Origin of the sequence: Arenibacter sp. F26102, assembly GCF_023015865.1 — a bacterium.
Classification (GTDB): Bacteria; Bacteroidota; Bacteroidia; order Flavobacteriales; family Flavobacteriaceae; genus Arenibacter.
Genome location: NZ_JALKBC010000004.1, coordinates 371279 through 382775, shown reverse-complemented (window position 1 = coordinate 382775; position 11497 = coordinate 371279). Strand labels below are relative to the sequence as shown.

At 37.3% G+C, this 11497-nt stretch carries 14 protein-coding genes and 1 tRNA gene; 6 read left to right on the top strand and 9 right to left on the bottom strand.

Annotated features, from left to right (window positions below):
- Positions 1-16 precede the first annotated feature (16 nt).
- On the bottom strand, positions 17-859 hold the full coding sequence (locus MWU78_RS07820; RefSeq protein WP_246996669.1) for an IS3 family transposase: 843 nt from the start codon (positions 857-859) through the stop codon (positions 17-19).
- Positions 860-894: 35 nt separating this feature from the next.
- Positions 895-1161, bottom strand: a complete 267-nt coding sequence (locus tag MWU78_RS07815; RefSeq protein WP_031443010.1) for a transposase — start codon at positions 1159-1161, stop codon at positions 895-897.
- A 117-nt stretch (positions 1162-1278) separates the two neighbouring features.
- On the opposite strand from MWU78_RS07815, the gene MWU78_RS07810 reads away from it, so the two are divergent.
- Positions 1279-1905: a M23 family metallopeptidase gene (locus MWU78_RS07810; RefSeq protein ID WP_246996643.1), complete on the top strand. Its 627-nt coding sequence runs from the start codon at positions 1279-1281 to the stop codon at positions 1903-1905.
- Positions 1906-2367: 462 nt separating this feature from the next.
- Here MWU78_RS07810 and MWU78_RS07805 read toward each other — a convergent pair whose 3' ends face one another.
- On the bottom strand, positions 2368-3060 hold the full coding sequence (locus tag MWU78_RS07805; protein WP_103441855.1) for a LytTR family DNA-binding domain-containing protein: 693 nt from the start codon (positions 3058-3060) through the stop codon (positions 2368-2370).
- Between the two features lie 329 nt (positions 3061-3389).
- Between MWU78_RS07805 and MWU78_RS07800 the strand changes: the two genes are divergently transcribed.
- On the top strand, positions 3390-3527 hold the full coding sequence (locus tag MWU78_RS07800) for a hypothetical protein (RefSeq protein WP_157943813.1): 138 nt from the start codon (positions 3390-3392) through the stop codon (positions 3525-3527).
- Positions 3528-3775: 248 nt separating this feature from the next.
- Positions 3776-4168, top strand: a complete 393-nt coding sequence (locus MWU78_RS07795) for a response regulator (RefSeq protein WP_103441856.1) — start codon at positions 3776-3778, stop codon at positions 4166-4168.
- Between the two features lie 867 nt (positions 4169-5035).
- Here the strand turns inward: MWU78_RS07795 and MWU78_RS07790 are convergent.
- A tRNA-Met gene (locus tag MWU78_RS07790) sits at positions 5036-5112 on the bottom strand.
- Between the two features lie 135 nt (positions 5113-5247).
- Here MWU78_RS07790 and MWU78_RS07785 point away from each other — a divergent pair.
- Positions 5248-5631: an START-like domain-containing protein gene (locus MWU78_RS07785; protein ID WP_111623129.1), complete on the top strand. Its 384-nt coding sequence runs from the start codon at positions 5248-5250 to the stop codon at positions 5629-5631.
- Positions 5632-5685: 54 nt separating this feature from the next.
- Entirely contained in the window at positions 5686-6531 is an 846-nt protein-coding gene (locus MWU78_RS07780) for an aminotransferase class IV (protein WP_246996641.1), read from the top strand.
- Positions 6532-6537: 6 nt separating this feature from the next.
- On the opposite strand, the gene MWU78_RS07775 is transcribed toward MWU78_RS07780, so the two are convergent.
- The 5 genes from MWU78_RS07775 to MWU78_RS07755 form a co-directional block, all read right to left on the bottom strand.
- Positions 6538-7098 (bottom strand): YqgE/AlgH family protein, encoded by a 561-nt coding sequence (locus MWU78_RS07775; protein WP_246996639.1) that lies wholly within the window; start codon positions 7096-7098, stop codon positions 6538-6540.
- Positions 7099-7210: 112 nt separating this feature from the next.
- Positions 7211-7483 carry an HU family DNA-binding protein gene (locus MWU78_RS07770; RefSeq protein WP_031443811.1) on the bottom strand — a complete coding sequence of 91 codons (273 nt, stop codon included), beginning with the start codon at positions 7481-7483 and terminating at the stop codon, positions 7211-7213.
- Between the two features lie 177 nt (positions 7484-7660).
- Entirely contained in the window at positions 7661-8608 is a 948-nt protein-coding gene (fmt, locus tag MWU78_RS07765; RefSeq protein ID WP_246996637.1) for a methionyl-tRNA formyltransferase, read from the bottom strand.
- Entirely contained in the window at positions 8605-10509 is a 1905-nt protein-coding gene (locus tag MWU78_RS07760) for a RecQ family ATP-dependent DNA helicase (protein ID WP_246996635.1), read from the bottom strand. Before MWU78_RS07760 ends, fmt begins: the two co-directional genes overlap by 4 nt.
- On the bottom strand, positions 10509-11051 hold the full coding sequence (locus MWU78_RS07755) for an ATP-binding protein (protein WP_246996633.1): 543 nt from the start codon (positions 11049-11051) through the stop codon (positions 10509-10511). Before MWU78_RS07755 ends, MWU78_RS07760 begins: the two co-directional genes overlap by 1 nt.
- A gap of 116 nt (positions 11052-11167) precedes the next feature.
- Between MWU78_RS07755 and MWU78_RS07750 the strand changes: the two genes are divergently transcribed.
- A complete protein-coding gene (locus MWU78_RS07750; protein ID WP_246996631.1) occupies positions 11168-11455 on the top strand; it encodes a DUF493 family protein in 288 nt (95 codons plus the stop codon).
- Positions 11456-11497: the final 42 nt, after the last annotated feature.

The following is an 11497-nucleotide window of genomic DNA, read 5'->3' as shown; positions in this document are numbered from 1 at the left end:
TGTAGGCTTCCCCTTTTTAGGACACCTCTAAATTCGATAAATAATTGTTGTTTAGGTCAGATTTGATGAAGAATTTAAATTCTTCATCAAATCTGGGCATATATTCTTTGGGCGATTTATTGCCCAGGGACTTATGTGGGTGGTTAAAGTTATAGTCCTCCCGCCAGTTATCGCTTATCTTTTGGAGCTGATGTACGTCATTAAAATAATAAGCATCCAATATGTCTTCTCTATAAAAACGGTTGAACCGTTCTATGTATCCGTTCTGCATCGGTTTTCCTGGTTGGGTGTATTTGATTTCTATAAAGTTCATTTTACACCAGTTCATAAATGTCTTTGAGATAAATTCCGGTCCGTTATCACATCTTATATATTTGGGAGTCCCTATATCTTCTTTCAGGTTTTCCAATGTTTCAATGACCGCCCGTGCTGGATAGGATAGTCCAGCATCAATGGCGATAGCTTCCCGGTTACAGTCGTCAATAACGTTGAATACGCGTACTTTTCTACCATCGCTAAGCGCATCGCTCATAAAGTCCATGCTCCAGCACTCATTGAGCTGTGAAGGTACTTCCAAGGGTTGCTTTACACGTTTTACCAAACGTTTCTTATGCTTGCGCCTAAGGCCCAGCTTCATATTGCGATACACACGCAACACACGCTTTCGGTTCCATTTTAGGCCCTCACGACGGATCTTATGATAATACTCATCAAAACCCCGGGTCGGATATGATNCGGCCAACTCGGTTAGCTTGTCGATGACTTCGCTGTCATCCCGTCTACTTTGGTAATACCACATTGATCTGCTTAAATCAACAAGTTTACACGCACGTAATATGGGAACCGTATATTGTTTGATGAGATATTTTGCTCGAACTCTCTTGTCGGAAGGCCTTAGAACTTTTTTGACAAAACGTCCTTTAGCATTTTATTGTCCAGACTAACATCCGCATACATTTGTTTTAGCCTATTGTTCTCTTCTTCGAGCTCCTTTAGACGTTTCAGTTGCTGCTGCTCCATACCCCCGTATTTCTTGCGCCAGTAGTAAAATGTACTTTTGTCGATACCCAGTTCCCTGGAAATATCGCCAACGGATCTTCCCTGTTCGTTTTCCCTTAGCGCCTTGACAATCTGGCTTTCCGTAAACTTTGTTCTTTTCATGTGACAGTTAAAATTTAAAATTAATAAATTCGAATTTTATACTGTCCTATTTTTAGGGAAGCCTACATTTTTAGGGAAGCCTACATCACAATGGACTTTTATGAAGAACGCCTTAAAATGAATTTAGAATCTACATTAACGGATTCAGTCCTTATAGAAAGGGAACGAAATCAGTTGCTTATAGCAATTGAAGAACGAATAGTTGGATTTTTATATCAAATCCCTGACTATTCCTATATGGGTTCATTAGAGACCTACCTAAAATACCAGCCTCAGTTGCTAGAGCAATTTCCATCCGCTGTTCCGTTGGAGAAAGGCAATTATTCCATTTCAAGTAACTATGGCATTCGTGTCCATCCAATTTCAGATAAAGAGAAGAAACATTATGGAATCGATTTGGCCACCGCGCGTGGAAAATATGTTTATTCATCGGCATCAGGTACTATCCTGAATATCCTATATTCCAAAAAAGGCTATGGTACACATATTATCATTAAACATCGCTTTGGTTTTGAAACATTGTATGGACATCTGAACAAGGTGCTTGTCCGAAAGGGGCAAACAGTAAAACAGCACGAAATGATTGGCGCGGTGGGTTGCACAGGAAGTTCCACAGGATACCATCTACACTATGAGATACTGAAGAATGGGAGCAAAATAGATCCAATACTTTCATTCAATCTAAAGAAGAATATTTATAGCCATTTAATTGAATCAAACACCATCAAAGATGGAGTGGAGTAAAAGAAAGTGGTGGATTCAATATTCTAAATTTAAGTATAGTTATACACCTAAAAAAAAGTATTAAGGGGTCTACTCCTAAAATCTTATTTTTTGAATATAAAATAACAGATGTTAGAATCAGATATTGCCTAGTGCCCAACTGGTTTTTTTGTAGATAGGGGAAAAACGACTGGATAGCTTCTAAGCAATTTTCAAAGGAGTGGCAAAGGGATTGGTGTATGCCAAAAGTGATTTTATATATCATGGTTATACCACTGTTTATAATTTAAATAGGATATCTATGTTGACTGTTGCCAGTATCAGGAGCTCGATCCAAAAATATAAAATAACTAATTTTGATTATGGCTTAACCTAATTATTAGATTTCATCTCTATAATAAGTATTTTCATAAATATCTATAACATGAACACGAGAGCTTATTAAAGCTATCGTGTTGGGAATCTAAATACCTTGAATAATCTTTAAACATTATAAAGTGCATCAGCCAATTCGGTTTTTTTGTTTCGGCTCAATGGTACTTGTGTTCCAGCTACTTGAACAATTTTACTGTTAAATTTTTCAATTTTTTCCAAATTCACGATATAGGATTTGTGTATCCTTAGGAATTTATCCCCTGGCAACTGTTTTTCAAAAGATTTCATAGTAGAAAGTATAACGATATTACCTTCATTGGTCACCAATTTAACATAATCACCAAGAGCTTCGATCCATTTAATATCGTTTAATACTACCTTGCGTTTTTTTAGGTTACTTTTCACGAAGATATATTCTTCTTCCTCATTTGACTTATGAATCTGCTCGTATTTGGCCACAGCTCTTTTTACAGAGGCATCAAAACGGGATAAAGATATAGGTTTGTATAGGTAATCCGTTATGTCATAATCAAAAGCCTTAAGGGCATAATCAGGATTGCCTGTAATCAAAATTACCTGTGGAGGGTTGTCCAAGGATTCCAAAAGATCGAAACCACTGATGATCGGCATTTCTACATCTAGGAAAATAAGGTCGATGTCATTATTTTTGATACCGCTTTTTGCTTCAATGGCATTGCTGAACTCGGCTACCATAGCCAGGTTTGGATGATTGTTCACTAATCTTGCTACGGCGATTCGCTGCATAGAGGAATCGTCTACAATTATACATCTTAATTTCATGATAGGTATATTCGGGGTTTAAATCACGGCCAATTTACTTAAATAGCCATTTCAGCCTGTCAAAATGATGTGAACGGCACCTAAAATGTTGCGTAGATGCAGGTAGTGATTGTTTAGGAGTTTGGTCGAGTCCATTTATGATTAATTAATGCCCTTCATAACCTAAATTTGTGACTGTTCTTCAATTGCAATCCATAACCTCTTATTGGAGAGGTGACTTGTTAAGAACATATTGATTTCTTTGAATATGCTTTTTCCCTGTTAACTATTTTTATTATTAGATTTTAAAAATCTTGAACATTTTTGCTATTCTATTTAAAAATAGTAGAATGGAACTGCAATTTTCAAATACCGTAGATGTCAGAAATAACCTATTTTCACATTCCAACTTTGAATTTGTAACCATCTTAATGGTAATAGTGGACGAGCGGGGAAGGAAATTGAATAGACTGGTAATTGCCAGATAATTACGTTCGTTTTGTAACTATGATAAATCAAGTAGCAATTACACCGAACTAGGTATTTAAAGGTTGTTAAAAATGGATGACTAAAACACCGGATAAAGAATAAAAAGAACAAAGTTCTGTTAGACGCACCTCATTTATGAAGCTTTCTTGTTACAGCGAGAATATGGACCTTTTGAACGTTTACCAGTTAGAATATATAATTAAGTGATAATTCTTTCTCATATTTACAACTATTAAATTTCTCAAAAATGGAATTGAAAGTTTGCATTATAGATGACGACTTAGTGTCGCAATTCGCGTCAAGATATTGCATAGAACAATCAATTTCTAATTGCAGGACTATAGTTTGTGATACTGCGGAAGAAGTTTTGAACATGTTTGCCCATCCTGTAATTAATAAAGAGGATGTGCCGGATTTAATATTTCTAGATTTGGTCATGAACGGCATGGACGGTTGGGAATTTCTTGATACAATAAAGATTGGCAGCAATGTTTTACAAAAAACGGACATCTATATTCTATCCGCCTTTTCAAATTCGAAAGACCGGACAAGGGCTAAGGAGCACCCCATGATAAAAGGGCATTTTGACAAACCACTTTCCAAAAGCATTATGGAAAAGATTCTGCATTCAAAAAAGTAATAAACGAATCGTTTTTCAAAACTGTACATTTGAGAATTGCAAGATCGTTATGCTCTTGCATAGCAGTGTTCTTTCAATTCATTTCATCCAAAGTTTATTGTAATTACATAGGCTTCCCTTGTAAAATGTATAGGTGTCATTAGGCAAGTTTACTTTACTTCCTAATGGTTGACCCAATAGGGGAGGCACGAATAAAAGCTAAATTTGCAATAGTGAATAGGGTGAATATTTAATTTATCAAAGCAAACACTTCCACCAATCTCCCTACTAGAGGATATAATTAACCAAGTCGTATCAAATTCTTTCCTTAGGTGTCAGGGGTTTGTTGTTTAGAGTGGAGCTGCGCTTGAAATTAAAAAACAAATCCACTAAGTAATCACTTTCTTCCAGACATAAGATTCTAGTAACTAGCAGAAACTTATTTAAAGCATTTAGAGGCCAGCAAAATGGTTTTGTCTGCCTATCCACAATATTCCGATTTATCAGGAAATAAAATGAAGGTATAGCGGTTTAGAACGTGTAGAATATTTTCTATATGTCCAGCTTTGAATCCGGTGGCATCAGCTAAAAAATCGAAATTAATTTAAATACAAAGGGATCGATTTTAAGAATCTAGTTTCCTATTAATATTATAATTCGGCGCAAACGGTTCTTTTTGATCGGCTCATCCAAATAGGTTTTGGGCATAATCCTACAAATAAAACTATGTGTAATACCAATCTATTAGAAAAATGAGAGTCAAACAATTGGTGATAGGTCTTTTTGAAGTGAAAGCAATATTTTGAAAGTAAACTTTAAAATGTTGTACCTATGTTGTACCTAACAAAAAAATCCAGGAGCTTAAACTCCTGGATTACTTGATTTTACTGGTAGCGAGAGGGGGGCACGATCCCCCGACCTCCGGGTTATGAATCCGACGCTCTAACCAACTGAGCTACCTCGCCGTGCCGTTTTAAACGGGTGCAAATATAAAGTTAATTTTTGGTCCTTTCCAAATTAGATCGCTAAAAATATTATCTCTGTTTTATTTTTTTATCATTTATAAATATATATATTGTCCACCATAAACACTATTAAGAATGAGCGATAAAATTAAATATGAAGTTGAATTTGTAATTCAATCTTCGCCACAACTACTATATCAATATATATCTACCCCCTCAGGGCTTTCGGAATGGTTCGCGGACAACGTAAATTCCAGAGGTGAAATGTTCAATTTTATTTGGGACGGCTCCGAAGAGCAAGCAAAATTATTAAAACGCAAGAGCGATGAATTTGTAAAATTTACCTGGGTAGCGGAAGAAGATGATAGTTTTTTTGAAATGCGTATCATCGTAGATGAAATAACCAAAGATGTGTCCCTGTTTATTACAGATTTTGCGGATGAGGATGAAGTGGACGAATCTAAAATGCTATGGGAGAACCAAGTATCCAGTTTAAAACAAGTTTTGGGTTCTGCTTAAGGCATTAAGGGAATAAAACGTACCTTTGGCCTTGATTTTTTCAAGGCTTTTTTTATGGTTAATTTTAACGGAAACCTACTTTCTAAGAATACATTTTACCTTAATCACGAAAATAGGGGGCTCCGTTATGGGGATGCCCTTTTTGAGTCCATTAGGGTAGTTAATGGTAAAATTTTCTTTTGGGAAGATCATTACCTCCGCCTTATGGCGTCCATGCGGATTTTAAGAATGGAGATTCCTATGAATTTTACCATGGAATTTTTGGAGGAACAGATAATGGCTGCCGTAAAAGCCAATGCACTATTGGAAAAACCGGCCAGAGTCCGATTCACCGTTTTTAGAAATAATGGTGGACTATATCTGCCCCAAACTAATGACGTATCCTACATAATAGAGACCAGTGTATTGGACTCCCCGTTCTATACCCTAAATAATGAAACCTACGAAGTAGAGCTTTTTAAAGATTTTTATGTAAATCCGGATATGCTTTCCACTTTAAAGACCAGCAATAAGGCTATCAATGTGGTAGGGAGCATTTATGCTGCCGAAAATGGTTATCAGAATTGTCTGTTGCTCAACAATGAAAAAAAGGTGGTAGAAGCTTTAAATGGCAATCTATTTTTGGTAAAGGACCAGCTTATCAAGACTCCTTCTTTAAAGGATGGTTGTTTAAACGGAATTGTGCGAAAGAAATTGATCGGAATTTTAGGTGCGTTGGATAACTATAATTTTGAGGAAGCCTTTATTTCGCCCTTCGAGTTGCAAAAAGCGGACGAATTGTTCATTACCAACGCCATTAGAGGTATACAACCCATTACTAAATACAGGAAAAAGGAGTACGGCAATAAAGTGGCTTCCGATCTTTTGGGCAAGCTGAATGCGGCCGCAAGGCTCAATTAAATATCCTTAGTTTAGACTGGGGTTTTCCGGGGCATTGGACCAAATAACATAATTCCCCCCCAATTCCATCATTTTTTCCTTCCAAAAGGCGTTGGAAGATTTTTGTATGATATCACTTTCATAGTCATTCTTGACTACCACCCAGGACTTGGAAGTTAATTCTTCATCCAATTGAAACGAGGACCACCCTGAATAGCCCAAAAAGAATCTTATATCATTTTCAGAAATAACTTTATTATTGATAAGATCTACAATAGACCCAAAATCTCCGCCCCAATAAATACCATCGGAAATTTCAATGCTATTTACAATCAGTTCCGGGACCTTATGGATAAAATAAAGATTGTCCTGTTCCACAGGACCACCGTTGTAAACCTGAAAAGGTATATCTATTTCGGTAACCAGGTCGTTTATATTGTAATCCAAAGGTTTGTTAAGGATAAAACCAACAGATCCCTCCTCGTTATGCTCCGCCAACAAGACAATAGACCTGTTAAAGGAAACATCACCAGATAAGGTAGGCTCAGCAATAAGTAGTTTGCCTTTTCTTGGTTTTTCAGCGACCATATAATTTGTTCTTGTATCCCTAAAATATAACAAATCTCTTAATCTGAAAAGTGTTTTTACAAAAAAAGCACTTCCCAATAGAGAAGTGCTTTCAATGTATAATAAATTATGACTAGTTTACTGCACCGCTCAAATCAGCACCTGCTTTAAACTTCACTACATTTTTAGCTGCAATTTGGATAGTTTTCCCAGTTGATGGGTTTCTACCTTCTCTTGCATTTCTTTTAGATACAGACCAAGATCCGAAACCTACTAGAGATACTCTACCACCTTTTTTTAGAGAACCTTCAACGTTTCCTAGGAAAGATTCCAATGCCTTTTTAGCTGCGGCTTTAGTAATGCCAGCATCAGCTGCCATTGCATCGATTAATTCTGTTTTGTTCATAATTTCGATAAATTAAGTGTTATTAATTATAATTAATTCTTCAACAAATTTATACGGATTTGCCATTAACGCAAGTAAAATAAGGGTAAATCCGCATTTTTGTTGATAACTTGAAACGTTTGTTGATAAAGTAGGACGTTTTTTACGTTTCACCGTACCCCCAATGAACATGGGGGTTTACCCAACATAGGCGTTTTCTGTTAATTTTAGTCCATTTAATACCTCTTTGGTCGCCATTTTTCTTTTACCTGGCAATTGAATTTCCAGTAAATTAATGAAACCTCCCATTACGGCTACCTTTAGTTCTCTTTTTGTAACCACAATACTTCCAACCTTTAATTGATGCGGTTCCAAATCCATTTTGGCCAAATATATCTTTAGGAACAATTCCTCTTCCCCATTGTACAGGGTGGTCCAAGCAGTAGGATAGGGGCTAAGCCCTCTAATAAAATTGTAAATTGTAGAGATATTCCGTTGCCAGTCTATTTCACAGGTCTCCTTATGTAGTTTGTGCGCCTCCTTTAATGGGGCTTCTTCCTGCTGTTTGTATGGTACTATTTCCTTACTGTCAATTTTATTTATGGTTTCCAAAACCAGATCGGCCCCTAGATACATCAACTTATCATGTAAGCTGCCTGCCGTATCGGTATCGGAAATGGATGTTTTCTTTTGAAGTAAAATTTCTCCTGTATCTATCTTATCATCAATAAAAAAGGTGGTCACCCCAGTTTCCTTCTCTCCATTTATAATGGCCCAATTAATTGGGGCCGCCCCACGGTATTGGGGAAGGAGGGAAGCGTGAAGGTTAAAAGTCCCCAGAGATGGCATGTCCCATACTACTTTGGGCAACATTCTAAAAGCTACCACAATTTGTAAGTCTGGCTGCAATCCTTCCAATTCCTTAATAAAATCAGGGTTCTTTAAGTTCGTAGGTTGTAAAATTTTTAAATGGTGTTCCTCCGCGTAGGTCTTAACGGCAGATTCATGTAATTTTCTTCCCCGGCCAGCAGGTTTGTCGGGAGCTGTAATAACCCCAACAATATTACAGTCGCTCTTTACAAGCTTGTCCAAAATGGCCACGGCAAAATCCGGGGTACCCATAAACACTATTCGTGGTTTGCTCATCTTTCGATTATTTCGTACTGATTTATCGTATTCACTTTTATTCTCCTATCCTCCAATAGCCTTTGTATTGCCAAAATAACAGAACTTTCCTTGTAGGTCAATAATTTTATCAATCCTCTGGAATTTATTTTTTTTACCATTAAGATTTGTAATATGTCCTGTTCTATGATTCTTATAATTTCATTGCCCACGGGATTCTTTTTGATACAGACATCGCATTTTCCACAGTTCTCTTCGCTGGTTTCACCAAAATAATTTAGTAGTTGCCTATTTCTACATAGGGTATTGTTCTTAATAAAGCCCAAAATACTTTCTACATTGTCCTTTTTTACTTGCTGAATCTGTTTGATTTTCTTTGCGAAGATATTGATAGTCCGTTCATCCTCCCTAGGAACCAAAAAGGTGATTTCCAGATCGCTGTGCTGGGCGTGATATTCAATTATTTCATCTTTTTCCAATTGTTCCAAGACCTCGACCACCTCATTTTCAGTTTTATTGGCCTTCCGCCCGATCAATAGGGGATTGATCTTTGTATCAAAATCAAAAATTCCACCATAGGTTCTCAATATAGTTTGAATGGTTGGCGCCGATTTCTGATTTTTATCCAAGTAAGAAAATATATTGTGCTTGGACGCTATCATACGGATTGTCGTCTTTTGGGAGAATGCCTCGGTTAGGGTTATGACCGAATTTTGGTCTAACAACCTTAAACCGTTATACGTTAATGTAGTATTAAGTTTATAGGTATCGCAAAAGGAATTAAAAGGCAATTGAAAGGTTTCACCACTGCCTTCACCGAAAGGTATCTGAAAATAGTTGGCGAGTTTTCGGTATAATAGTTTTAGAAAGTCAACATCTGGCAACACACCTAAAAATTGCTTTCGCACCTGTGTTTCATCCGTCTGGTTGGTAATGAGAACAGCGTTCGCCGCATTTCCATCCCTACCGGCCCTTCCGGCTTCCTGGAAATAATTTTCCATACTATCCGGAATTTGATAATGTACTACTAGGCCAACATCTGGCTTGTCTATGCCCATACCAAAGGCATTGGTGGCCACCATAATCTTTACTTTGTTTTCCAACCACTGATTTAACCTAATATCCTTGTCCTTTTTGGAAATGCCGCCATGAAAAAAGGTGGCCGTATGTCCTTGCTGGGCCAGGTAATAGGCCAATTCCATCGTCATTTTTCTACTCTGCACATATACTATGGCGCTCCCATTGGTCTGGGCGCATAATTCTTTAAGACGGTATTTTTTGTCTTCCTCCCAACATACACTAAAGGTTATATTGTTTCTGGAAAAGGATTCTTTAACTACTAACGGTTGTTCCAGCTTTAAATTTAGGCATATGTCCTTGACTACCATTCCTGTTGCCGTTGCCGTTAAGGCAATCATAGGTGCACTTGGTGCCAATTCTTTAAGTATGTGGCACTCCAAATAAGCAGGTCTAAAATCGTTTCCCCATTGAGAGATACAATGGGCCTCGTCAATGGCGATCAGGTTTACGTTCATCTGCCGAATGCGTTCCTGGATCAATTCCTGTTGCAGTCTTTCCGGTGAGAGATAAAGGAATTTATAGTTGCCGTACAGGCAGTTGTCCAACAAATTGTTTACTTCATCAAACGAAATGCCTCCGGTAAGGGCTATGGCCTTTATTCCCAGTTTTTTAAGGGTCTCTACCTGATTCCTTATCAAAGCGATTAATGGGGATACCACAATACAAATACCTTCCTGGGCCAATGCCGGTATCTGATAGCACAAAGATTTTCCGCCTCCCGTAGGAAGCAAGGCAAGAACATCCTGCCCATTCAATACGGCGCTTATAATTTCTTCCTGAGAATTTTTAAAATCCGGAAAGCCCCAATATTTCTGTAATATATCCTTAGGGTGCTGCTGCACTATAGATTTTTTATTTTATTGAGTATAAAGGTAACCCTTCCTTCCACCGTTTCCTTGGGAACATTTATAATTTTGTAGCCATAATCGGTATAGGCTTTTTCCAAGAATGTATGTATACGAAGGGCTTCTTCGAAGTTTTCAAAACGTTCGTTGTCAGACTCGTGTATTTCTTTCCAAGGCGGTAATAAAAATACGTGGTCGTACCTATAGTTCTTACAGCTTTCCACAAAATGGTTCCCATAAGCTTGTCCAAAACAGTCCATATAGGCCACCACGTCAGGAATGCCTCTATCAAAAAATACCAATGGATTACTTAACTCCTCGGCTGCTTTGAACTGTTTAATCCTGCCCTCAATAATTCGCTCACTAAAAAGCAATGGGTCCGAAATAAATAGCTGGGGAATACCTTGTTCCCTTGCCTCCAGTGTAATTTCCCGTGATATCTCGTTAAAACAAAAAAAGCCCTCCTTTTCAATTTTTTCTATGATGGAGGTCTTTCCGGTACTGGGTCCACCCGTGATAACAATTTTTTCGATATTCAAATAATGTGCTTTAAGGTTGTGCAATTACTTGCATAAAATACTGGTGCAAAGTAATGAAATACCCCTAAGATTAAAAAATTGCCAATGATACTTTATATATTTGCAAAAACATTGGCATGAATCAAGATAAATCAGATGACTTTTATACTAGATTAAAGGAACAGTTGGCTGAAACCAGTAAATGGCCTTCCAATTACTTGTACAAGTTTATTGTGCCTACAGACCCGGAAAAGATTAAGCAGATTCAGGATATTTTTGACAATACAGGGGCGGTAATCGAATCTAAAAAATCCAAAAATGCCAAATACACCAGCTTATCCATTACGGTGAACCTTAAAAATCCGGATGAAGTAATCCGCAAATACAAGGAAGTAGGGGAGGTAAAAGGGGTTATATCGCTCTAAAATAGTATTTCTAGCATAATTTTGTTAATTTGCAGACGTTAT